At 70.1% G+C, this 22,588-nt stretch carries 19 protein-coding genes; 14 read left to right on the forward strand and 5 right to left on the reverse strand.

The window, feature by feature from the left end:
- Positions 1–2: 2 nt before the first annotated feature.
- The 4 genes from HDA40_RS25985 to HDA40_RS26000 all read left to right on the forward strand — a co-directional run bounded on the left by HDA40_RS25985 (position 3) and on the right by HDA40_RS26000 (position 4,410).
- On the forward strand, positions 3–1,112 hold the full coding sequence (locus HDA40_RS25985; RefSeq protein ID WP_253760164.1) for an ABC transporter ATP-binding protein: 1,110 nt from the start codon (positions 3–5) through the stop codon (positions 1,110–1,112).
- Positions 1,109–2,029: an ABC transporter permease gene (locus tag HDA40_RS25990; protein ID WP_308197767.1), complete on the forward strand. Its 921-nt coding sequence runs from the start codon at positions 1,109–1,111 to the stop codon at positions 2,027–2,029. The genes HDA40_RS25985 and HDA40_RS25990 overlap by 4 nt, the downstream gene beginning before the upstream one ends.
- Positions 2,029–2,856 carry an ABC transporter permease gene (locus HDA40_RS25995; RefSeq protein WP_253760165.1) on the forward strand — a complete coding sequence of 276 codons (828 nt, stop codon included), beginning with the start codon at positions 2,029–2,031 and terminating at the stop codon, positions 2,854–2,856. Before HDA40_RS25990 ends, HDA40_RS25995 begins: the two co-directional genes overlap by 1 nt.
- 330 nt (positions 2,857–3,186) lie before the next feature.
- Positions 3,187–4,410, forward strand: a complete 1,224-nt coding sequence (locus HDA40_RS26000) for a saccharopine dehydrogenase family protein (protein ID WP_253763820.1) — start codon at positions 3,187–3,189, stop codon at positions 4,408–4,410.
- A gap of 76 nt (positions 4,411–4,486) precedes the next feature.
- Here HDA40_RS26000 and gabT read toward each other — a convergent pair whose 3' ends face one another.
- Both gabT and HDA40_RS26010 read right to left on the reverse strand, forming a co-directional pair.
- A complete protein-coding gene (gene gabT / locus HDA40_RS26005; RefSeq protein ID WP_253760166.1) occupies positions 4,487–5,737 on the reverse strand; it encodes a 4-aminobutyrate--2-oxoglutarate transaminase in 1,251 nt (416 codons plus the stop codon).
- A 1-nt stretch (position 5,738) separates the two neighbouring features.
- Positions 5,739–7,169: an aminobutyraldehyde dehydrogenase gene (locus tag HDA40_RS26010; protein ID WP_253760167.1), complete on the reverse strand. Its 1,431-nt coding sequence runs from the start codon at positions 7,167–7,169 to the stop codon at positions 5,739–5,741.
- A gap of 73 nt (positions 7,170–7,242) precedes the next feature.
- On the opposite strand from HDA40_RS26010, the gene HDA40_RS26015 reads away from it, so the two are divergent.
- Positions 7,243–8,682: an aldehyde dehydrogenase family protein gene (locus HDA40_RS26015; protein WP_372503188.1), complete on the forward strand. Its 1,440-nt coding sequence runs from the start codon at positions 7,243–7,245 to the stop codon at positions 8,680–8,682.
- 42 nt (positions 8,683–8,724) lie between these two features.
- On the opposite strand, the gene HDA40_RS26020 is transcribed toward HDA40_RS26015, so the two are convergent.
- On the reverse strand, positions 8,725–9,744 hold the full coding sequence (locus HDA40_RS26020) for an IS110 family RNA-guided transposase (protein WP_275979391.1): 1,020 nt from the start codon (positions 9,742–9,744) through the stop codon (positions 8,725–8,727).
- 350 nt (positions 9,745–10,094) lie between these two features.
- Between HDA40_RS26020 and HDA40_RS26025 the strand changes: the two genes are divergently transcribed.
- From HDA40_RS26025 to manA, 5 genes are all read left to right on the forward strand, one after another.
- Positions 10,095–11,474, forward strand: coding sequence for a phosphomannomutase/phosphoglucomutase (locus HDA40_RS26025; RefSeq protein WP_253760170.1), 1,380 nt, complete (start codon positions 10,095–10,097; stop codon positions 11,472–11,474).
- Positions 11,475–11,483: 9 nt separating this feature from the next.
- The gene (locus HDA40_RS26030; protein WP_253760171.1) at positions 11,484–11,678 is read left to right on the forward strand and encodes a Trm112 family protein; all 195 of its coding nucleotides are present in this window, start codon (positions 11,484–11,486) and stop codon (positions 11,676–11,678) included.
- A 3-nt stretch (positions 11,679–11,681) separates the two neighbouring features.
- Positions 11,682–12,884 (forward strand): SIS domain-containing protein, encoded by a 1,203-nt coding sequence (locus HDA40_RS26035; protein WP_253760172.1) that lies wholly within the window; start codon positions 11,682–11,684, stop codon positions 12,882–12,884.
- A gap of 109 nt (positions 12,885–12,993) precedes the next feature.
- Entirely contained in the window at positions 12,994–13,941 is a 948-nt protein-coding gene (locus HDA40_RS26040; protein WP_253760173.1) for a cation diffusion facilitator family transporter, read from the forward strand.
- Between the two features lie 60 nt (positions 13,942–14,001).
- Positions 14,002–15,141 (forward strand): mannose-6-phosphate isomerase, class I, encoded by a 1,140-nt coding sequence (manA, locus tag HDA40_RS26045; RefSeq protein WP_253760174.1) that lies wholly within the window; start codon positions 14,002–14,004, stop codon positions 15,139–15,141.
- A 70-nt stretch (positions 15,142–15,211) separates the two neighbouring features.
- Here the strand turns inward: manA and ahcY are convergent, their stop codons facing one another.
- Complete coding sequence (ahcY, locus tag HDA40_RS26050) at positions 15,212–16,663, reverse strand: adenosylhomocysteinase (RefSeq protein WP_253760175.1); 1,452 nt, start codon at positions 16,661–16,663, stop codon at positions 15,212–15,214.
- 432 nt (positions 16,664–17,095) lie between these two features.
- Between ahcY and efeU the strand changes: the two genes are divergently transcribed.
- The 3 genes from efeU to efeB are packed head-to-tail and all read left to right on the forward strand — an operon-like array spanning position 17,096 to position 20,381.
- Entirely contained in the window at positions 17,096–17,962 is an 867-nt protein-coding gene (gene efeU / locus HDA40_RS26055; RefSeq protein ID WP_253760177.1) for an iron uptake transporter permease EfeU, read from the forward strand.
- Between the two features lie 18 nt (positions 17,963–17,980).
- Positions 17,981–19,108: an iron uptake system protein EfeO gene (efeO, locus tag HDA40_RS26060; RefSeq protein ID WP_253760179.1), complete on the forward strand. Its 1,128-nt coding sequence runs from the start codon at positions 17,981–17,983 to the stop codon at positions 19,106–19,108.
- A 10-nt stretch (positions 19,109–19,118) separates the two neighbouring features.
- Entirely contained in the window at positions 19,119–20,381 is a 1,263-nt protein-coding gene (gene efeB, locus HDA40_RS26065; RefSeq protein WP_253760181.1) for an iron uptake transporter deferrochelatase/peroxidase subunit, read from the forward strand.
- A 113-nt stretch (positions 20,382–20,494) separates the two neighbouring features.
- On the opposite strand, the gene HDA40_RS26070 is transcribed toward efeB, so the two are convergent.
- Positions 20,495–21,460, reverse strand: a complete 966-nt coding sequence (locus HDA40_RS26070; RefSeq protein WP_253760184.1) for an RDD family protein — start codon at positions 21,458–21,460, stop codon at positions 20,495–20,497.
- A 150-nt stretch (positions 21,461–21,610) separates the two neighbouring features.
- Here HDA40_RS26070 and HDA40_RS26075 point away from each other — a divergent pair, with 150 nt between their 5' ends.
- The gene (locus HDA40_RS26075) at positions 21,611–22,579 is read left to right on the forward strand and encodes a stage II sporulation protein M (RefSeq protein ID WP_253760186.1); all 969 of its coding nucleotides are present in this window, start codon (positions 21,611–21,613) and stop codon (positions 22,577–22,579) included.
- The last annotated feature ends 9 nt before the right edge of the window (positions 22,580–22,588 follow it).

Genomic DNA, 22,588 nt, shown 5'->3' on the forward strand with positions numbered 1-22,588 from the left:
GGATGACCGCCCCCGCCACCGGTGGACTCACCCTGACCGCGGTGACCAAGCGCTTCGGCGCGGTCACCGCGGTCGACGACGTCAGCCTCCAGATCCCGGAGGGGTCCTTCTTCGCCCTGCTCGGGGCGTCCGGCTGCGGCAAGACCACCACACTGCGGATGGTGGCGGGGTTGGACGAGCCGACCGCGGGTGCGATCACCTTGGGCGGGCGGGACATCACCCGGCTGCGGCCTTATCAGCGGCCGGTCAACACCGTCTTCCAGAGCTACGCGCTCTTCCCGCACATGACGGTCGAGCAGAACGTGGCCTTCGGGCTCCAGCAGCGCAAGGTCAAGCGGGCCGAGATCAAGCCGGCCGTCCAGGCGATGCTCGAGCTGGTGCAGCTCGCCGACTACGGCCACCGCCGGCCGGCCCAGCTCTCCGGTGGGCAACAGCAGCGGGTCGCGCTGGCTCGCGCGCTCGTCAACCACCCGCAGGTGCTGCTGCTCGACGAGCCGCTCGGCGCGCTCGACCTGAAGCTGCGCCGCCAGATGCAGATCGAGCTGAAGCGGATCCAGACCGAGGTCGGCCTGACCTTCGTGCACGTCACGCACGACCAGGAGGAGGCCATGACGATGGCCGACACCGTGGCCGTGATGAACGCCGGGCGGATCGAGCAGCTCGGCACGCCCACCGAGATCTACGAGTTCCCGGGCAGCGCGTTCGTCGCCAACTTCCTCGGACAGTCCAACCTGCTCACCGCGCGGGCGCACGGCCCTTCGGGGGAGGACGTCGCGGTCGAGGCGCACGGCTCGCGGTTCGCGGTTCCCGCGGCCCGGTCGCGTCTCACCTCTGGTCCCGCTCTCCTAGGGGTACGCCCAGAGAAGCTGCACTTGACCGTCGACGGCGTACCAGAAGGTCACAACGCGGTGCCCGGGATCATCACGGACTCCTCCTACGTCGGGGTGTCGACGCAGTACCTCGTGCGTGCGCCGTGGGGCGACGAGCTGGCCGTCTTCGCCCCGAACTCCGGGACGGGCGGCCCGCTGGCGCCGGGCTCCGAGGTGACCCTGCACTGGCATCCGGCGCACTCGTTCCTGCTCGCACCCGACACCACGCCGGAACCGGCGTGACCGCCGTCATCACCACCACTTCGGAGGGCGGCCCGACCTACAAGCCTGCGGCCGAACCGGTGGCGGGCGCGAAACGGCGCTGGTGGGTGCCCTACCTCCAGCTCTTCCCGGGCGGCCTCTGGCTGGTGATCTTCTTCGCCATCCCGATCGCGATGCTCGCCCAGTCGACCCTGTGGGACCCGGCCGGCAGCCTGGAGAACGGCTACGAGCTGACCTGGCGCTGGCAGAACTTCACCGACGGCATCAGCACCTACTCCGACCAGTTCGTCCGGTCGCTGGCGTACTCGCTGATCGCGACGGTCGCCTGCTTGGTGATCGGCTATCCGCTGGCGTACGCGATCGCGCTGAAGGCGGGCCGCTGGCGGAATCTGATGCTCATCGCCGTCATCGCGCCGTTCTTCACGAGCTTCCTCGTGCGTACGCTCGCCTGGAAGACGATCCTGTCCGATCAGGGCTGGGTGATGGACGCGCTCCGGCTGACTCCGTTCTTCGGCCCGGACGACCGGCTGCTGGCCACCCCGTTCGCGGTGATCGCCGGGCTGACCTACAACTTCCTGCCGTTCATGGTCCTGCCGCTCTACGCCTCCCTCGGCAAGCTCGATCCCCGGCTGCTCGAAGCGGCCGGCGACCTGTACGCCCACCCGATCAAGTCCTTCTTCCGGGTGACCCTGCCGCTGTCGATGCCGGGCGTCGTCGCCGGGACCCTGATGACCTTCATCCCGGCGGCCGGCGACTACATCAACGCCGAGCTGCTCGGCAGCCCGTCGACGACGATGATCGGCAACGTGATCCAGTCGCAGTACCTGCGGGTCGGCGACATCCCGGTCGCGGCGGCGCTGTCGTTCACCCTGATGGCGGGCATCCTCGTGCTGGTCGGCCTCTACGTCGCGATCTCGGGGACGGACGAGGTGGTGTGATGCGCCGCTTCCGTCGCTGGGTCGCCGACCGCTGGGTCATGGGCGTCGGGCTGGTCGTCCTGGCGTACCTGGCGTTGCCGATCGCCGTCATCGCGTTGCTGTCGTTCAACCAGCCGTCGTCCAACAAGACGACCTACCTGCTCGACGACTCCGGCGTGCACTGGACGCTGAACAACTGGGCGAACATCTGCAGCGGGGCCGACGACATGTGCGGCTCGCTCGGGGTCAGCCTCCGGATCGGGGCCATCGCCACGGTCATCGCGACGATCCTCGGTACGCTCATCGCCTTCGCGCTCGTGCGCCACCGCTTCCTCGGGCGCTCCGCGGTGAACGTGTTGATCTTCCTCCCGATGGCCACGCCTGAGATCGTCATGGGGTCCTCGCTGCTGACACTCTTCCTGGGTACTGGCGTCGACCCCGGGCTGCCGACTATCGTGATCGCACACGTGATGTTCTGTGTGTCGTTCGTGGTGGTGACGGTGAAGGCGCGGTTGGCGGGGCTCGATCCCCGGCTGCAGGAGGCGGCGATGGACCTCTACGCCGGCCCCTGGGCCACCTTCCGCCGTGTCACGTTACCGCTGGTCATGCCCGGCATCGTCAGCGCAGCTCTGCTGAGCTTCTCGCTCTCCTTCGACGACTACATCATCACGACCTTCAACAGCGGCCCGGTTCGCACCTTCCCGCTGTTCGTCTGGGGCGCCAACCAGCGGGGCATTCCGCCGCAGGTCAACGCGATCGCCACGGCGATGTTCGCGGTCGCCTTCGTCATCGTCGCCGTCGGGCAACTGCGCAACGCCCGCCGTTCGCGGCGCGCCGCCACCAGCTAGTCCACTCGTCAGCCCGTCCGGCCCTCGCCTGCCACATCCGCGGCGTGGGGCCGGACGGGCTTACCCATATCCGGGTGCTGCTTTCGGCGTACCCATAGAAGACTTCGCGGCCCCTGCGCCGAACGCCCGAGGGCGCGCCGCCGGGGAGCCACCGCGAAACCGCAGGTAGCCGCACTGCGGGACCCGCCGATCGAGGGGCTCGACCGGCTGACAAAAGAACCACACGCGCGGGCGTGTGCGAGAGAAGGAGAAGGTGATCGGCTCATGCGAGCCAAAGGATCAAATCTGTGGGCGTCGGCCCTGCGCGAAGCAGCACCGACGCCGCACTCGATGCGAGTACTGCTGGTGGGCGCGGGTGGCGTGGGTAGCGCCGCCGCAGCCATCGCGGCCCGCCGCGATTTCTTCGACCACCTGGTCGTCGCCGACTACTCCGTGGAGCGGGCTCAACGGGCCGTGTCCGGCCTGGACCGGCGGTTCACCGCCGCGCAGGTGGACGCCTCGTCGGCCGCCGCGATCGCCGAGCTCTGCCGGGAAAATCGCATCACCCACGTGCTGAACGCCGTGGACCCCCGGTTCGTCCTGCCGATCTTCGAGGGGGCGTACGCCGCCGGGGCCGACTATCTGGACATGGCGATGTCCTTGTCGCGGCCGCATCCGTCGGCCCCGTTCGAGAAGACGTGGGTGAAACTGGGCGACGACCAGTTCGCCGCCGATCCACGCTGGGCCGCCGCGGGCCGGCTCGCGCTCGTCGGCATCGGTGTCGAGCCCGGGCTCTCCGACGTCTTCGCCCGGTACGCCGCCGATCAGCTGTTCGCCGAGATCGACGAGATCGGCGTACGCGACGGGTCGAACATCACCGTCGACGGCTACGAGTTCGCCCCCAGCTTCTCGATCTGGACCACCATCGAGGAGTGCCTGAACCCGCCGGTGGTCTGGGAGAAGGACCGGGGGTGGTACACCACCGAGCCGTTCTCCGATCCGGAGGTCTTCGACTTCCCCGAGGGCATCGGCCCGGTCGAGTGCGTCAACGTCGAACACGAGGAGGTCCTGCTGATCCCGCGCTGGGTGGACGCCCGGCGGGTCACCTTCAAGTACGGGCTGGGCGCCGAGTTCATCGACGTGCTGAAGACGATCCACAAGCTCGGCCTGGACTCCACCAACCCCGTACGCGTCGGCGGCGTCGACGTCTCACCCCGGGACGTGCTGGCCGCCGGGCTGCCCGATCCGGCGACGCTCGGCGACCGGATGCGTGGCAAGACCTGCGCCGGCACCCTCGTCACCGGCGTCGGCCTCGACGGCGAGCCGCTGGAGGTCTACCTCTACCACGTCGTCGACAACGAGTGGTCGATGCGGGAGTACGGCCACCAGGCGGTGGTCTGGCAGACCGCGGTCAACCCGGTCATCGCGCTCGAACTGCTCGCGTCGGGCGACTGGCGGGCCACCGGCGTACTCGGGCCGGAGGCCCTCGATCCCGTGCCGTTCCTCGACAAGCTCAAGGAGTACGGGACGCCGTGGGGTCTGCGTGTCGGCAGCTCCCAGCTCGCCGCGTACTGAGTCCGCTGTTTGTTGCGGATCAGGGATGTGCAGGCTTCCGAAGCCCTGGGAAGCCTGCACATCCCTGATCCGGTGCCTACTTGGAGACCGACTGGAGGGCGGTGGTGAGGATGTCGAGTCCCCGGTCGAGGACGTCGTCCGGCATCACCAGGGGCGGCAGGAAGCGCAGCACGTTGCCGTAGGTGCCGCAGGTCAGCACGAGCAGCCCGTTCGCGTGGCAGTCGCGTACGACGAGCGCGGTGACGTCGGCGTCGGGCAGTTCGACGGCGATCATCGCGCCGCGGCCGCGTACCTCGGCGATCGCGGGGTGATTCAGCGCGGACAACCGCGTGGTGATCCGCGAGCCGATGTGCAAAGCGGCGGCGGCGAGGTCCAGCTCCCGCATGGTTTCGATGGTGGCGAGCGCGGCGGCACAGGCGATCGGGTTGCCGCCGTAGGTGCCGCCCAGTCCGCCGAGGTGCACACTGTCCATGATGGATGTCCGGCCGGTGACCCCGGCCAGCGGCAGTCCACCGGCGATGCCCTTCGCGGTGGTGACGAGGTCCGGCTCGACCCCCTCGTGCGAGCTGGCGAACCAGTCCCCGGTCCGGCAGAAGCCGGTCTGGATCTCGTCGGCGATGAACACCGCCCCGGCGTCCCGCGTCCACGCGGCCAGCGCGGGCAGGAATCCGGGCGCGGGGACGACGAAGCCGCCTTCGCCCTGGATCGGCTCGATCAGCACGGCCGCCACATTGGACGCGCCGACCTGCTTCTCGATCATGTCGATCGCCCGCGCCGCGGCGGCCGGCCCGTCGAGCCCGTCCCGCAGCGGATACGACATCGGCGCGCGGTAGATCTCCGGGGCGAACGGGCCGAACCCGTTCTTGTACGGCATGTTCTTCGCGGTCAACGCCATCGTGAGGTTGGTGCGCCCGTGGTAGCCGTGGTCGAAGACGACGATCGCGGGGCGCCTCGTGTGATAGCGGGCGATCTTGACGGCGTTTTCGACCGCCTCCGCGCCCGAGTTGAACAGCGCCGACCGCTTCTCGAAGCCGCCCGGCGTCAGCTCGTTGAGCTGCTCGCAGACGGCCACGTACGCCTCGTAGGGGGCGACCATGAAGCAGGTGTGGGTGAAGCGCTCGACCTGCCGCCGAACCGCTTCGACCACCCGGGGAGCGCTGTTGCCGACGCTGGTCACGGCGATCCCGGCGGCGAAGTCGATCCAGTCCCGGCCGTCGACGTCGGTCAGGGTGCCCCCGCTCGCGTGGTCGATGTACGCCGAGAGCGTCGAGCCGACGCCCCGGGCGACCGCGGCCACACGGCGCTGGTGAATCTCCTCGGATCTCACGTCAGCTCCCGAGGTTGTGCATGACGTGCTTGATCCGGGTGTAGTCCTCCAGGCCGTACATCGACAGGTCCTTGCCGTGCCCGGAGTGCTTGAACCCGCCGTGCGGCATCTCGGCCACGAGCGGGATGTGCGTGTTCACCCAGACGCAGCCGAAGTCCAGCCCGCGCGACACCCGCATGGCCCGGCCGTGGTCCCTCGTCCAGACACTGGAGGCGAGCCCGTAGCGGACGCCGTTGGCGAGCGCCACCGCCTCGGCCTCGTCGGCGACCCGCTGCACGGTGATGACCGGCCCGAAGACCTCCTCCTGGACGATCTCGTCGGTCTGCCGCAGCTCGCCGACGACGGTCGGGGCGAAGAAGTAGCCGCGGTCGCCGACGCGAGCGCCGCCGGCGGTCACCGTGGCGTGCCCCGGGAGCCGCTCCAGGAAGCCCTGCACCCGGGCCAGCTGGTTCGCGTTGTTGACCGGCCCGTACAGCACGTCGGGGTCCTCGGGCGCGCCGGTGCGCGTACTCCTGGCCTGATCGGTGAGCGCGGCCAGGAAGTCGTCGTGGACCCCCGGCGTGACCAGCACGCGGGTGGCCGCGGTGCAGTCCTGGCCCGCGTTGAAGTAGCCCGCGACCGCGATGGCCTCGGCCGCCGCCGCGACGTCCGCGTCGTCGAAGACCAGCACCGGCGCCTTGCCGCCCAGTTCCAGGTGGGTCCGCTTGAGGTCGGGCGCGGCCGCCGCCGCCACCTCCATGCCCGCGCGGGTCGAGCCCGTGATCGAGACGAACTGGGGCGTGCGGTGCGCGACGAGCTCGCGACCCGTGTCGCGATCTCCGGTCACCACATTGAGTACGCCGTCCGGCAGGAACTCGGCGGCGATCTCGGCCAGCCGCAGCGTGGACACGGGCGTGGTGTCGGAGGGTTTGAGCACGACGGTGTTGCCGGCGGCGATCGCCGGGGCGAACTTCCAGACCGCCATCATCAGCGGGTAGTTCCACGGGGTGACCTGGGCGCAGACGCCGATCGGCTCGCGCCGCACATAGCTGGTGTGCCCGGCGAGGTACTCCCCGGCGGACCGTCCTTCGAGGACCCGCGCTGCACCGGCGAAGAATCGCAGCTGGTCGACGGCGGGCGGGAGTTCTTCGCTCATCGTCAGGGCGACGGGCTTGCCGGTGTTCTGGCATTCGAGGGAGACCAGTTCCTCGGCGGCGGCCTCGACCGCGTCGGCGATCTTCAGCAGGGCGCGCTGGCGTTCCGACGGCGTGGTGTCCCGCCACGTTTCGAAGGCCGCGGCGGCCGCCCGCATCGCGCGGTCGACGTCCGCCGCGCCGGAGACCGGCGCGCTCGCGAAGACCTCCCCGGTGCTCGGGTCGATCAGGTCGGCGTGTCGGCCGTCGGCCGGAGCCACCCACTCCCCGTTGATGAAGTTGCGCATAACTCGGTCCATGGGCCATCTTCACCACTGATTTCGTCGTACGCAAGACGCCGGGCCACCGTTTCCGCAATGCACTAGGCTCGAAATCATGGCTGAGCCCTTCTGGATCGCCGGCGCGCCGGAGCACGGGACCGACGATCTCGTCGTCACGCATCCCTATGACGGGAGCGAGGTGGGCCGGACCACGCTGGCCACCGCGGAGCAGGTCGACCGTGCGGTGCAGGCGGCGGCCGACGTCGCCGCCGAGGCGGCCGCGTTGCCCGCGGCGACTCGGTCGGCCGCGCTGGACCACGTCAGCCGTACGCTCGCCGGCCGGGCTGAAGAGGTGGCCCGCCTGATCACGGCCGAGAACGGCAAGCCGCTGATCTGGTCCCGCGCCGAGGTCGGCCGGGCGGTCTCCACCTTCCGCTGGGCCGCCGAGGAGGCGCGCCGGTTCTCCGGGGAGCTGCAACGGCTGGACACCGACGCCGCCGCGGCCGGCCGGATGGCGGTCGTACGCCGTTTCCCGAAAGGCCCGGTCCTCGGCATCACCCCGTTCAACTTCCCGCTGAACCTGGTGGCGCACAAGGTCGCCCCGGCGATCGCGGTCGGCGCGCCGATCGTGGTCAAGCCCGCGCCCGCCACTCCGCTGTCGGCGCTGCTGCTCGGCGGCATCCTGGCCGAGACCGAGCTGCCCGCCGGGATGTTCTCGGTCCTGCCGATCGCCAACGACGCCGCGCCCGCGCTGGTCGCCGACCCGAGGCTCCCGGTCGTCTCGTTCACCGGGTCCGGCCCGGTCGGCGCCCAGATCCGGCGGTCGGTCCCGGACAAGCACGTCACCCTGGAGCTGGGTGGTAACGCCGCGGCGGTGCTGTGCGAGGACTGGTCGAGCGAGGCCGACCTGGACTGGGCCGCGCAGCGGATCGCCCTGTTCAGCAACTATCAGGCGGGGCAGAGCTGTATCGCGGTGCAACGCGTGATCGTGCCGGTCGCCTCGGCGGATCGATTCCGCGAGAAGCTGGTGGCCGCCGTCGAGGCGCTCAAGGTCGGCGACCCGTTCGGGGACGGCGTACAGGTCGGGCCGGTGATCTCGGAGGCGGCGGCCGAGCGGATCGAGCAGTGGGTCGGCGAGGCGGTCGCGTCCGGCGCCCAGCTGCTCACCGGCGGCAAGCGCGACGGCTCCTCGGTCGCCCCGACCGTGCTCGCCGACGTCCCGGCGGATGCGAAGGCCAGCTGCGAGGAGGTCTTCGGCCCGGTTCTCGTGCTGTCGAGCGTGGCGGACGACGCCTCGGGATTCGCCGCGGTCAACGACTCGGCGTACGGGTTGCAGGCGGGTGTGTTCACGCACAATCTGCAGACCGCCTTCCGCGCGCATCGGGAACTCCAGGTCGGCGGGATCATCGTCGGCGACGTTCCGTCGTTCCGGGCCGACCAGATGCCCTACGGCGGGCTCAAGGGCAGCGGCGTGGGCCGGGAAGGGCTGCGCAGCGCGATGGAGGACTACACCGACGTCAAGGTCATGGTCCTGACCGGCCTCGACCTCTAGCACTTCCGGGCCCCGATCCGCGCTGGATCAGTTTCTCCTATGTCAAGGGGCTGATCGTGGCGTCGGCTTTGAGGCATCGATAGACGACGTCGGATAGGCGTCGTTTGAGCACCCGCAGGGCTTCCCTGCGGGTGTTTCCGTTGGCGAGGCGGCGCTCGTAGAGCTGCCGGCCGGGTGGGTAGTCGACAGCTGGGTGATGGCGATGGTGTGCAGGCAGGAGTTGAGCTGGCGGTTGCCGATGCGCGAGAGCCGGTGGCGCTGTTGGTTGCCCGACCAGACCGGGACCGGTGCGCTGCCGTTGTGCCGGGCGTAGGCGTGTTGCGAGCGGAACCGGGTGATGTCGGCGGTCTGGGCCACGATCCTGGCCGCGGTCAAGGATCCGCAGCCGGGCAACGCCAGCAGAGTGGGCGCCAGGACCGCGATGTGCTCGCTGATCTGCCGGTCGAGCTCGCCAATACGCACGGTCAGCTGAGCACATCGCTGGGCCAGCTCACCGGCGAGTTCGGCGACCAGGCCAGTGGCGTCGGCCAGCCGACCACGCAACAGGGTGAGGTGTTTAGGCCGGTGAGCGCTGCGGGCGGGTGGTTGCCAGTCGGGGTTGATCTCGTGAATGTGCCAGCGCAGCTGGTTGATCACCCGAGTGCGTTCGGCGACCAGACCGGCACGGTGATCGACCAGAAGACGCAGCTGCCGTGGCGGGCCGTCCAGGACCGCGGTGGGCAGATCCGGTTCCCGCAGCGCGGCCCGGGCCACCGCCAGCGCATCGATCGGATCGGACTTGCCATAACTACGGGCACTGTCACGGGCCTTGGCCATCAGCTTGGGCGGCACCCGCGCGATGCGTTCCCCCACCGCCAGCAGATCGGCCTCCAGCCGCCGCGACAACGGCCGGCAATCCTCCACCGCGAACCGCCGCTCACCGAACTGACCAGCCCACCGCACCAACAACAGATGACCGGCGGCATCAGCCGAGACCGTCTTGGTGGCCAGCAGCCGACCCGCCGCGTCCACCGCCGCCACCGTATGACTGCGCTTGTGCGCATCGATTCCCAGGACCACCATGAGAAGCGTTCCTCTCACCAGTCGAAGCAGGGGAACCCCGCATCCGACCCGGAGGCACACCTCAGCTGGGGCGCAGCCACGCTCCTATCAAGCCACCCGGGACGGACCAGGGCACCCGGCGGGCCGCACTACTGACCAACGCCACGCAGGCAGGGTTCCGGAGAGCGAACCCGCCGGGCATGCCCCAACAATGACACTGAGGGTTCCGGGTCGAATCTTGACCGACCGCACTCCTGGCGGCTCGCCCAAGAGGCTCCCCGGCGAGATTCGACCGAGATCCCTGATCCAGCCGCCTCGCCACCGTGGGTCGAGGCGGGGATGATCCGGGCGACTGACTAGGCTGACGTGTCGTGACGGACCTTTCCGCGATCATCAAGGCCTATGACGTCCGGGGCACCGTCCCCGACCAGCTGAACGAGGACGTGGCGCGGGCCGTCGGCATAGCGTTCGCCCGGGTGCTGGCCGAACAGGGCACCGGAGCCACCGCGGTCGTGGTCGCCCACGACATGCGCGAATCGGGCCCCGGCCTGGTCGCCGCGTACGCCGAGGGCCTCCGGTCGGAACGGCTCGACGTCGTCAACGTCGGCCTGTGCTCGACCGACGAGCTGTACTACGCCTCGGGCATCCTCGGCCTGCCGGGCGCGATGTTCACGGCGAGTCACAATCCGGCGCAGTACAACGGCATCAAACACTGCTACGCCGGGGCGAAGCCGGTCGGGCAGGAGTCGGGTCTGGCCCGGATCCGGGAGATCGCCCAGGGGCTGCTCGACGACGGCGTCACGATCGGCTCGATCGCGGGCGGCTACACCGAGCGTGACATGCTTCCGGCGTACGCCGAGCACCTGCGCGGCCTCGTCGACCTGTCCGGCATCCGCCCGCTGAAGGTGGTCGTCGACGCCGGCAACGGCATGGGCGGCCACACCGTCCCGGCGGTGCTCGGCGACGCTGTGCTGCCCGCGCTGCCGCTGGACATCATCCCGATGTACTTCGAGCTGGACGGGTCCTTCCCGAACCACGAGGCGAACCCGCTGGAGCCGAAGAACATCGTGGACCTCCAGGCGGCGGTCGTGAAGCACGGCGCGGACCTCGGCCTGGCCTTCGACGGCGACGCCGACCGCTGCTTCGTCGTGGACGCCGACGGCGACCCGGTGTCGCCGAGCGCGATCACGGCCCTGGTCGCGACGCGGGAACTCGTCAAGCACCCGGGCGGCACGGTCATCCATAACCTGATCACCTCCCGGGCGGTGCCCGAGATCGTGACCGAGAACGGCGGGGTCCCCGTGCGTACGCGGGTGGGTCACTCCTTCATCAAGGCGGAGATGGCCAAGACCGACGCGATCTTCGGCGGCGAGCACTCCGCGCACTACTACTTCCGCGACTTCTGGGGTGCCGACACCGGCATGCTGGCCGCGATGCACGTGCTGGCCGCGCTGGGGGAGCAGGACAAGCCGCTGAAGGAGCTGGCCGCCCGGTTCGAGCGGTACGCCGCCTCGGGGGAGATCAACTCCACCGTGACCGACCAGCAGGCCAAGCTCGACGAGGTCAAGCAGGCATTCGCCGCCGAGGACCAGGACGAGCTGGACGGGCTGACGGTGACCTTCGCCGACGGCAGCTGGATCAATCTGCGCCCGTCGAACACCGAGCCGTTGCTGCGGCTGAACGTCGAGGCGCCGTCCGCCGAGCGCGTCGCACAGCTCCGCGACGACGTGCTGGCGATCGTGCGCGGGTAGGCTCTGGCCATGTCTGAGAACCCGGCAGCGACGAACGCGGCGACGCTCGATCCGCAGCTTCTTGAGGTGCTGGCCTGCCCGGCGCCCGATCACGCCCCGCTCGGTTACGACGCGGCGGCGCAGACGTTGACGTGCACGTCGTGCGGCCGGGTGTTCCCGGTCCGCGACGGTCTTCCGGTGTTGCTGCTCGACGAGGTGATCTGAGGGATGGGCGCTCCGATAGACGGTTCGGCCGGCGTACGCGGGCATCGGCACCTCGACGAGGCGCTGCTGGACGACGTCGCCGCGCTCGCGTCGAACGACCCGGGCGGGATGATGCGCGCGACGGCCGGAGCCGGTGCGCAGGTACGCGAGGCGACCGCGCTGACGGCTGAGGTCAATCTCAGTCAGCTGGCCGACGAGGGACGCCCCCGGGCGATCGTCATCGCCGGGGCCGGCACGGCTGCCCGCAGCGGCGACGTCCTCGCGACCGTCGCCGGGCCGCGCTGCCCGGTGCCGGTGCTGGCGCATCGCAGTTCGGGCGTACCGGGCTGGGTCGGCGCGGCCGATGTCGTGATCGCCGTGTCGGCCAGTGGCCGGTCCCCGGAAGCCCTGGCGGCGGCCGAGGCGGCCACTCGGCGGGGTGCGCGGCTCGTCGCGATCGGTGCACCCGACTCGCCCTTGCAGTCGGTGGCCGAGCGGGGCCGGTCGCCGTTCGTGCCGGTGCCCCGGCGGGCGCCGGCGCGCGCCAGCCTGTGGGCGCTGACCGTCCCGGTGCTGCTCGCGGCACGGGCGCTCGGCCTGGTGAAGGTCACGGAGGCGGACCTCGCCGAGACGGCGTCGCGGTTGGACGCCGACGCCGACCGGTGCCGCCCGACGGCGGAGAGCTTCGTGAACCCGGCCAAGACGATGGCGTTGTCCCTGGCCGGGTCGGTGCCCGTGGTCTGGGGTTCGTCCCCGCTGGCCACGATGGCCGCGCGCCGGTTCGGCGACACGTTGTCGGCGAACGCCCGTTATCCCGTGGTCACCGGGGAACTCGGTGAGGCCGGCCGGGGCCGGGTCGGTCTGCTCGACGGCTACTTCGGCGCGCTCGCAGAGTCGCAGCGCGACATCTTCGCCGACCCCGACGAGGAGGAGGAGGCGAGCAGCCGCCTCTCCGTGACGCTGTTGCAGGACGGCGGTCTGGCCGATGACGAGATCAGCGCGCCGGCCGGCGTCGAGGAGCGCCGGATCGAGGCCGTTCAGGAGATCTGCGAACGCCGGGGGATTCGCTGGACTCTGCTCACCGCGGAGGGCGGTTCGGTGTTGGAGCGGTTCGCCTCACTGGTGGCGGTACCCGATTTCGCGTCGATCTATTTGAGCCTGGCGCACGGGCTCGACCCGATGGCGGTGCCGGCCGTCACGGAACTGAAGGAAAAGCTGCGCGGCTGAGAAAGCGCCGGTTCAGGGTTCAGTGTCTTGACGCAAGATCAGACACTGAACCCTGTTCTGCCGCCGGGGGGAGCCGGAGGCACGTGATCAGAGAGGGAATGAAGCAAGCGTGAGCGCTGGTGGAGGCACCAAAGCGGTCGTGGCGGCACTGGCCGCCAACTTGGGCATCGCGACCACGAAGTTCATCGCGGCGGCGCTGAGCGGCTCGTCGTCGATGCTGGCGGAGGCGATCCACTCGGTCGCCGACTCCGGGAATCAGGTGCTGCTGCTGTTCGGCGGGAAACGCGCCCAGCGCGCGGCGACTCCCCAGCACCCGTTCGGGTACGGACGGGAGCGGTACATCTACAGCTTCATCGTCTCGATCGTGCTGTTCAGCGTCGGTGGTCTGTTCGCCCTGTACGAGGCGTACCACAAGTGGCACGACCCGCACCCGATCACGGCGTGGGCGTGGCTGCCGATCGCCGTCCTGGTCGTCTCGATCATCTTGGAAGGCTTGTCGTTCCGGACCGCCATCAAGGAGTCCAACCTCATCCGCGGCCGGGTGAGCTGGGTGCAGTTCATCCGCCGCGCCAAGGCGCCGGAGCTGCCGGTGGTCCTGCTGGAGGACCTGGGCGCGCTGATCGGCCTGGTCTTCGCCCTGTTCGGCGTCTCGATGACGCTGCTGACCGACGACGGTCGCTGGGACGCGGCCGGCACGGCGATGATCGGCGTACTGCTGGTGGCGATCGCAGTCGTGCTCGCCGTCGAGACCAAGAGCCTGCTGCTCGGCGAGTCGGCGACGGACACCGACGTCGCCGCCATCGAGCGCGCCATCCTGGCCGGCGACGAGGCCGAGCGGATCATCCACATGCGTACGCTGCACCTCGGTCCCGAGGAGTTGCTGGTCGCCGCGAAGATCGCGATCCGGCACGAGGACTCGGCCGACCACATCGCGCATGGCATCGACACCATCGAGCAGCGCATCCGTGCAGCGGTGCCGATCGCCCGGGTCATCTACCTGGAGCCGGACATCTACGAGGCGGGCCGCCAGCCGAAGCCGGCCGTCGAGGAACACTGAGAAGCACAACCGAGCAAGAAGCACAGCCAAGCACCGCCAAGCACAGAGGAAACACTGCGCATGCGACCCCTCGCCAGCCCGATTCAGCCCTACGCCTGGGGTTCCCGGACCGCCCTCGCCACGTTGCAGGGGCGGTCCGTGCCCAGTGCCGGCCCGGAAGCCGAACTGTGGATCGGGGCGCATCCCAGCGCTCCGGCCCGGCTGCCGGACGGGCGCGGGCTGGACGAGGCGATCGCCGCCGACCCGCGCCCGGCGCTGGGCCCGGCTCTCGACCGCTTCGGCCCGCGGCTGCCGTACCTGCTCAAGGTGCTCGCCGCGGAACAGCCGCTGTCCTTGCAGGCCCACCCCGACCTGCCGACCGCCCAAGCGGCGTTCGCGGCCGGGCATCCGAGCTATGTGGACGCCAATCACAAGCCGGAACTGCTGGTGGCGGCCACGGAGTTCGACGCCCTGTGCGGCTTCCAGCCGGCCTCCGTGGGCGCGGCCAGGCTCGCGGGACTCCAGCTCGCCAAGCTCGACCCAGTGGTACGCGCACTGGCGGCCGGTGATCTGCGGTCAGCGGTCGAGCAGTTGCTGACGTGGCCGGACCCCGACCGGGCGGGGTTGGTGGCCGACGTCGTCGCGGCGGCCGGCGAGCACCCCGAGTACGCGGTGGCCCGGCGGCTGGCCGCGTACTACCCGGGTGACGTCGGCGTCGTGGTCGCGTTGCTGCTCAACTTCGTCACACTCCAACCGGGCGAGGGCATCTGGATGCCGGCCGGCAACCTCCACGCGTACCTGCGGGGGACCGGTGTGGAGATCATGGCGGCCAGCGACAACGTCCTGCGGGGCGGTCTGACGCCCAAGCACGTCGACGTCCCCGAACTGTTGCGGGTGCTGGTCTTCGAGCCGCTGCCCGACCCGGTGCTACGGCCCGTCCGGCTGGCCGGGGGCGAAGGGTGGTCCGTCGACACCTGGCCGGTGCCGATCGAGGACTTCGCGCTGCGCCGGGTCACCTTGACCGGAGCAGCGGTGCGACTCGATCCGGTCGGCCCGCGTACCCTTCTGTGCCTGAGTGGCGAGGTAGTGGTCGCGGACCGCGCGGGCAGTGTGGACTTGAAGCCGGGTTTCGCGGCCTTCGGAAACGCCGACGCCGGTCAGCTGGAGCTGACCGGCGCCGGAGAGGTGTTTCTGGCTGAGGTGTCTCAGCCGCGGGGCTGACTGAGCCGATTGTTCCGATCGAGCCCGGTCCTCGCGGCTCCTGAGCGCCGCGTCGAGCCGGGCCGATCGGCTAGTAGCGGTAGTGGTCCGCCTTGTACGGGCCCTCGACCGGGATGCCCAGGTAGTCCGCCTGGTCCTTGGTGAGCTGGGTGAGCTTGACGCCCAGCGCGTCCAGGTGCAGGCGGGCGACCTTCTCGTCCAGGTGCTTCGGCAGCACGTAGACGCCGATCGGGTACTGGTCCGTCTTCGTGAACAGCTCGATCTGGGCGATGGTCTGGTTCGTGAAGCTGTTGCTCATCACGAAGCTCGGGTGACCGGTCGCGTTGCCGAGGTTCAGCAGGCGGCCCTCGGACAGCACGATGATCGAGTGGCCGTCCGGGAACACCCACTCGTCGACCTGCGGCTTGATGTTGACCTTGTGTACGCCCGGCAGCTTCGCGAGGCCGGCCATGTCGATCTCGTTGTCGAAGTGGCCGATGTTGCCGACGATCGCGTTGTGCTTCATCTGCGCCATGTGGTCGGCGGTGATGACGTCCTTGCAGCCGGTCGAGGTGACGAAGATGTCCGCAGTGGACACGACGTCCTCCAGCGTGGCGACCTGGTAGCCGTCCATCGCGGCCTGCAGCGCGCAGATCGGGTCGACCTCGGTGACGATGACCCGGGCACCCTGGCCGCGCAGCGACTCGGCGCAGCCCTTGCCCACGTCGCCGTAGCCCGCGATGACCGCGACCTTGCCGCCGATCAGCACGTCGGTGGCGCGGTTGATGCCGTCGATCAGCGAGTGGCGGCAGCCGTACTTGTTGTCGAACTTGCTCTTGGTGACCGAGTCGTTGACGTTGATCGCCGGGAAGAGCAGCGAGCCGGCGGCCTGCATCTCGTAGAGCCGGTGCACGCCGGTCGTGGTCTCCTCGGTGACGCCCTTGATCTGCCCGGCGACCGTGGTCCAGCGCTTCGCGTCCTCGGTGAGCGACCGCTGCAGCACCTTGAGGATGATCGCGTATTCCTCGGAGTCGGCGGTGTCGGGCGACGGGACGGCGCCGGCCGCCTCGAACTGCGCGCCCTTGTGGACGAGCAGGGTGGCGTCGCCGCCGTCGTCGAGGATCATGTTCGGGCCTTCACCGCCCGGCCAGAGCAGAATCTGCTCTGTGCACCACCAGTACTCCTCCAGCGTCTCGCCCTTCCAAGCGAAGACCGGCACACCCGAGGGCTGCTCGACGGTGCCCTCCGGGCCGACGACGACCGCGGCCGCGGCGTGGTCCTGCGTGGAGAAGATGTTGCAGCTGGCCCAGCGCACCTCGGCGCCGAGCGCCACGAGCGTCTCGATGAGGACGGCCGTCTGGATCGTCATGTGCAGCGAGCCGGTGATCCGAGCGCCGCGCAGCGGCTTCGTCTCGCCGAACTCACGGCGCATGGCCATCAGACCGGGCATCTCATGCTCGGCGAGCTGGATCTCCTTACGCCCGAAGGCGGCCAGAGAGAGATCGGCGACCTTGTAGTCACCGGTGGTCAGGATGCGGGTCATGTACAGAACTCCTGTCGGTCGGCTGACCAGTGCCGGGCTTCCCGGCGGTGCTTCCGAGTTGAGCGTACCGGCCGGTCCCCGGCCGCCTCGTCTCGGCAGGTACTGACGTCAGTTCCTCGACAGACATGCGTACGCCGGTGGTCAGCCGCTCGTGGACCTTCCACGATCGGGCGACCACCGGCGTACATCCCCCCGGTTTGGTTCCCCGCGCGTACCGCCGGGATCGCTCCCGGGTTAACGCTGCGTGGTTACAGCCTCACACCACGTAAGGGACATGTCAAGCAAAACGGAGAAATCGCCGCCGTGTCCGGTGTGGTGCGGTTCATGTGCCGTTCCTCAACGGCAGCTTGACGTCCCCCCGGCCTTTGGCCTTAAGGTATGGCTGCCCTAACTTAGGTTCAGCTAACGTCCCTCGATCCTCCGGAGTGCGCCATGTCCGGCAACGTCTTCCTCCCGGCGTACCTCACCGGTCTCCGTGAGGGGCTGGAGGCCGCGCTGGTCGTCACGATCCTCGTCGGCTTCCTCGTCAAATCCGACCGCCGCCGTCAGCTCCCGCTCGTCTGGGCCGGAGTCGGGGTGGCGGCCGGGCTCTCGATCGGCGTCGTCCTCGCCCTCGGCTACGCCTCCGAGGTGCTGACCGGGCCGGGCCGGGAGCTGTTCGAGGCGATCACCTCGGTCGTCGCCGTGGTCTTCGTGACCTGGATGATCTTCTGGATGCGCAAGGCCGCCCGGTCGATCGCCGGTCAGCTGCGCGCCAAGCTCACCGACGCGATCAACCTCGGCCCCATCGCCGTCGTCGTGGTCGCCTTCCTCGCGGTCGCCCGGGAAGGCGTGGAGACGGCCGTCATCTTCATGGGCATCGTCCAGCAGTCCCCGACCGTGTGGCCGGTCCTCGGCATCACCGGCGGCCTGCTCACCGCGGCGGCGCTCGGCTTCGGCCTCTACGCCAGCATCCTGCGGATCAACCTGACCAAGTTCTTCACCTGGACCGGTCTGCTGCTGATCCTGGTGGCCGCCGGGATCTTCAAGTACGGCGTACACGACTTCCAGGAGGCCGGGGTGCTGCCGGGGCTGTCGACGAAGGCGTTCGACATCAGCGGCGTGCTCGACCCCACCACCTGGTACGCCTCGTTGCTCTCCGGGATGTTCAACATCACCCCCGAGCCGACCGTGCTCGAAGTCGTCGCCTGGGTCGCCTACGTGATCCCGGTCCTGATCCTGTTCCTGTTGCCCGCCAAGGCCAAGCGGCCCGCCCCCACCGGGCAGCCCGCCGGAGCCGCCCCCACGTCCGCTCGCTGAGCTCTGGAGACCCCGATCATGCGTAAGCACCTTCTCGTACCGGCCGCGCTGCTGGGCCTGACCGCGTTCGGCCTGACCGGCTGCGGCACGGACGAGCCCACCTCGACCGGCGAGGCAGGCGGTCCGATCGCGGTCACCGCCAGCGACTCCGCGTGTGAGGTCGCGCGGGCCGAGAGCGCCGCCGGCACGGTCAGCTTCAAGATCAGCAACACCGGCTCGAAGGTCAACGAGTTCTACATCTACGCCTCGGGCGACCGGGTCATGGGCGAGAAGGAGAACATCCTGCCCGGCGTACCGGTGGAGCTGCACGTCGAGCTGCCGGCCGGGACGTATGAGGCGGCCTGCAAGCCGGGCATGGTCGGCGACGGCATCCGCAGCAAGTTCACGGTGACCGGGTCGGCCGCGCCGTTGACCTCCGACCAGAAGCTCGCCGACGCCACCACGAGCTACCAGCGTTACGTGAAGAGCCAGACCGACGCCCTGCTGGTGAAGACCGAGGAGTTCGTCAACGCCGTCAAAGCGGGCGACGTCGCGAAGGCCAAGGCGCTGTTCCCGGTCGCCCGTACCTATTGGGAGCGCATCGAGCCGGTCGCGGAGATCTTCGGCGACCTCGACCCGAAGATCGACGGCCGCGAGGACGTCGTCACCGAGGGCATGGCCTTCACCGGATTCCACCGGATCGAGAAGGACCTGTGGACGAGCGGGGACATCAGCAAGGACGGCCCGATCGCCGACCAGCTGCTGACCGACGTCAAGGAGATCGTCACCAAGGCCAACGCGGAGAAGCTGTCCCCGCTCCAGCTCGCCAACGGCGCGAAGGAGCTGCTGGACGAGGTCGCCACCGGGAAGATCACCGGCGAGGAGGACCGCTACTCGCACACCGACCTGTGGGACTTCGCCGCCAACGTCGAGGGCTCGAAGGCGGCCGTCGCCGCTCTGCGCCCGGCGCTGGAGGAGCGCAGCCCCGACCTGGTCACCAAGCTCGACGCCGCGTTCAAGACGGTGGAGACCACGCTGGCCAAGCACCGCGCGGGAGACGGCTGGAAGCTGCACAACCAGCTGAGCCAGGCCGAGTTGAAGGAACTGTCCGACGTGATCAACGCCCTGGCCGAGCCGATCAGCCAGGTCGCGGGCGCGATCAAGTAGGGGGCGGGGCATGGTTTCTCGGCGCAAGGCGCTGACGCTGGCCGGAGTCGGCGTGGCAGGCGCGGCCGGCGTCGCCGCCGCCGCGTCGGTGCTCAGTGGCGGCGGCGAGTCCGCGACCGCGTCCGGCACGGCGGCGGACGCCATCACGTTCTACGGCGAGCACCAGGCCGGCATCGTCACCCCCGCGCAGGACCGTCTGCACTTCGTGGCGTTCGATGTGATCACCAAGGATCGCGCCGACCTCATCGAGTTGCTGCAGAAGTGGACCGCGGCGGCGGCCCGGATGACCGCCGGGCACGACGCCGGCGTGATCGGCGCCGTCAGCGGGATCGCCGAGGCGCCACCGGACGACACCGGCGAGGCGCTCGGCCTGCCGCCCAGCGGGCTCACGTTGACCATCGGCTTCGGCCCGAGCTTGTTCCGGACGGCCGACGGCGTGGACCGCTTCGGCCTCGCCGCCCGGCGTCCGGCCGCCCTCGACGAGCTGCCCGCCTTCCGCGGCGACGCGCTCAAGCCGGAGATCTCCGGCGGCGACCTGTGCATCCAGGCCTGCGCCAACGACCCCCAGGTCGCCGTGCATGCCATCCGAAACCTCGCCCGGATCGGGTTCGGCAAGGTGACCATGCGCTACTCGCAGCTGGGTTTCGGGCGTACCTCGTCGACGTCGCGCGCCCAGGCGACCCCGCGCAACCTCATGGGCTTCAAGGACGGCACGAACAACCTCAAGGCCGAGGACGGCGACCTGCTCACCGAGCACCTCTGGGCCGCGCCCGCCGACGGGACACAGTGGATGGCCGGCGGCAGCTACCTGGTCACCCGCAAGATCCGGATGGTCATCGAGACCTGGGACCGCACCTCGCTCGGCGAGCAGGAGGCGATCATCGGCCGGAACAAGGGCGAAGGCGCACCGCTCGGCCACGCCAAGGAGTTCGACCAGATCGACTTCGCCCGCAAGGGAGCCGACGGCGGACCGGCGATCGCGATGGATGCCCACGTCCGGCTCGCGCACCCCGAACAGAACGGCGGCGTACGCCTCCTCCGGCGCGGCTACAACTTCGTGGACGGTTCGGACGCCCTCGGCCGGTTGGACGCGGGGCTGTTCTTCATCGCGTACCAGCGGGATCCGCGGAAGCAGTTCGTCCCGGTGCAGCGCGGGCTGGCCAAGTCGGACACGCTCAACGAGTACATCCGCCACGAGTCCAGCGCGGTGTGGGCGTGCCCGCCCGGCGTCACCGGACCGCAGGACTTCTGGGGCCGCGCCCTCTTCGCCTGACCCGGCTTGCCCCGTCGCCAGGCCGGCGTCGGCGCTGGATCACGGATCTCGGTCGAATCTTGGCCCAAGGTTCGACACAGAACCCTGATCCAGCGCGAAGGCAACCCGCGCGGCTAGGAGTGGGGGGCGGCTCTGCGGGGCGCGGGTACGCCCGCCGCCGGAGCGGGCGTACCGCCGGTCGGGTAGGCCGTCGGCCAGGGGGCCGGGGCGGTCCACGGTTGCTGCGTCAACGGCGGAAGCTGAGGGAACAGTTCGGGCCACAGGGTCGCGTGGGCGGCGCGTGCGGCCGACAGCCGCGCAGCGGTCCGGCGATGCCGTTCGCCCAGCACCGCGGCCAGGTACGCCCAACCTGGAGTGTTCGGTGGGGGCGGCGGGTTCGTCTTGGCGAGCACCTCTCCGGCCAGCCGCATGCCGAGCCTGGTCCGGAACGGTTCCTTCAGTTGCCGGCTGCGGGCCAGGAAATGGCGTACCGACAGGGCCAGCTCGTCGTCGAGGCCGGTCAGGTCGAGGGTCGCCGCCCACGCCGCCAGCGGCGGTGGGGTGACCGGGATCCAGCCCCAGGTCGCCGGGGAGCGCTCGTGGATGACCAGCGTCCCGGCGGCCAGGTCGCCGAGGCGTTTGCTCTGTGGATTCGTGGCCATCGTGATGAGGCTGGCGGCCCAGGTGACCAGCGGCATCAACAGGCCGGGCCATTCGACCGCCGCGCCGATCAGCGCCCGGACGACCGCGTGCCGGAACCTGATCGGGCCCCCGTCGTCCCGCACGACGCGCAGCCCCATCACGAACTTGCCGGGCGTGCGGCCCTGCGTCACCGTCTCCCACACCGCCTGGTGCCCGACGAACACCGTCACGATGATGAGCACCCAGGCGGTCCCGCCCAGGGCGGCGTCCGCCAGCCCGGTCGCGGCCAGCCCGATCAGCGCGACGAGCGCCAGCACCACGAACGTCGCGAACTGCGAGATCATGTCGATGAGCAGGGCCAGCACGCGCGACCCGGCGCGTGCCACCCGGATGTCCAGGTGCACCGCCTCGCCGCTGACCAAGCCGTCCGTGGGCGGCTCGGCGATCGCCGTGGTCATCTGTCTCCCCATGTCGTACGCGGAACGCTCCCCATGTCGTACGCGGACAGCGCGAGGGTCTGCCGAGCGAGCAGCCGCAGTCTACGCTGTGGCTGCCGCCGGGGAGTGCTCGCGCGAGCCGCCAGGAGTGCAGTCGGCCGGGGAGGACAAGTGGATCTTGACGCGTTCGTCGCGGAGCACACGGCCGAGTGGCGGCGGCTGGAGGTGCTCAGCCGGCGGCGTCGGCTGACCGCCCGGGAGGCCGACGAACTCGTGGTGCTCTACCAGCGCGCGGCCACCCATTTGTCGGTCGTCCGCAGCCGCCTGCCCGACCCGTCGCTCGTCGCGCGGCTGTCCCGCCTGGTGCTCACCGCGCGGGCGGCGGTGACCGGCGGCTCGGCGTTCTCCTGGCGCTCGGTCGGCCGGTTCTTCACCCACGGCTTTCCGCTGGTCGTCTACCGGGCCCGGCGTTGGTGGATCAGCGTCGCCCTGATCTTCGTCGCGGTCGCCGGGTTCTTCGGCTTCTGGTTCGGCACTCATCCCGAGGCGCTGGCCGTCCTGATGTCGGACGACGCCGCGCAGGCCATCGTGGACGACGAGTTCGAGAGCTACTACAGCACGTACGCCGCGCCCAGCTTCGCGGCGCAGGTGTGGAGCAACAACGCCTGGGTCGGCGCGCAGTCGTTCGCCGGCGGCATCCTGTTGCTGCCGGCGGCATACGTGCTGTTCCAGAACGCCTTGAATCTCGGGCTGATGGGCGGGCTCATGGTCAGCCGAGGGCGCGGCGATCTCTTCTTCGGGCTCATCGCGCCGCACGGCCTCCTGGAGATGACCGCCATCTTCGTCGCGGCCGGACTGGGCCTGCGGATCGGCTGGTCGGCGATCGCACCGGGACCGGAGTTGAGCCGGGCCGCCGCGGTCGCCCGCTCGGCCCGGACCGGGATGGTCGGCGTACTGGGATTGGTGGCGGTGTTCGCCGTCGCCGCGTCGCTGGAAGCCTTCGTCACTCCGTCGCCGCTGCCGCTGGTGGTCAAGGACGCGATCGGCGTACTGGTGCTGATCGGCTTCTTCGCGTACGTCACGATCCGGGGCCGGGCGGCCGAGGCGGAGTCCTTCGAGGCGGACGTTCCCGACGCCTAGCCCGGCCAC

Origin of the sequence: Hamadaea flava, assembly GCF_024172085.1 — a bacterium.
In the GTDB taxonomy this organism is placed as follows: Bacteria; Actinomycetota; Actinomycetes; order Mycobacteriales; family Micromonosporaceae; genus Hamadaea; species Hamadaea flava.

Coding starts and splice junctions, on each gene's coding strand:
- HDA40_RS26070 (WP_253760184.1), bottom strand. CDS start 21,460: ATGACCACGGCGATCGCCGAGCCGCCCACGGACGGCTTGGTCAGCGGC.
- HDA40_RS26000 (WP_253763820.1), top strand. CDS start 3,187: ATGCGAGTACTGCTGGTGGGCGCGGGTGGCGTGGGTAGCGCCGCCGCA.
- HDA40_RS26010 (WP_253760167.1), bottom strand. CDS start 7,169: ATGGACCGAGTTATGCGCAACTTCATCAACGGGGAGTGGGTGGCTCCG.
- HDA40_RS26035 (WP_253760172.1), top strand. CDS start 11,682: ATGGGCGCTCCGATAGACGGTTCGGCCGGCGTACGCGGGCATCGGCAC.
- manA (WP_253760174.1), top strand. CDS start 14,002: ATGCGACCCCTCGCCAGCCCGATTCAGCCCTACGCCTGGGGTTCCCGG.
- efeO (WP_253760179.1), top strand. CDS start 17,981: ATGCGTAAGCACCTTCTCGTACCGGCCGCGCTGCTGGGCCTGACCGCG.
- efeU (WP_253760177.1), top strand. CDS start 17,096: ATGTCCGGCAACGTCTTCCTCCCGGCGTACCTCACCGGTCTCCGTGAG.
- HDA40_RS26030 (WP_253760171.1), top strand. CDS start 11,484: ATGTCTGAGAACCCGGCAGCGACGAACGCGGCGACGCTCGATCCGCAG.
- ahcY (WP_253760175.1), bottom strand. CDS start 16,663: ATGACCCGCATCCTGACCACCGGTGACTACAAGGTCGCCGATCTCTCT.
- HDA40_RS26020 (WP_275979391.1), bottom strand. CDS start 9,744: ATGGTGGTCCTGGGAATCGATGCGCACAAGCGCAGTCATACGGTGGCG.
- HDA40_RS25995 (WP_253760165.1), top strand. CDS start 2,029: ATGCGCCGCTTCCGTCGCTGGGTCGCCGACCGCTGGGTCATGGGCGTC.
- efeB (WP_253760181.1), top strand. CDS start 19,119: ATGGTTTCTCGGCGCAAGGCGCTGACGCTGGCCGGAGTCGGCGTGGCA.
- HDA40_RS25985 (WP_253760164.1), top strand. CDS start 3: ATGACCGCCCCCGCCACCGGTGGACTCACCCTGACCGCGGTGACCAAG.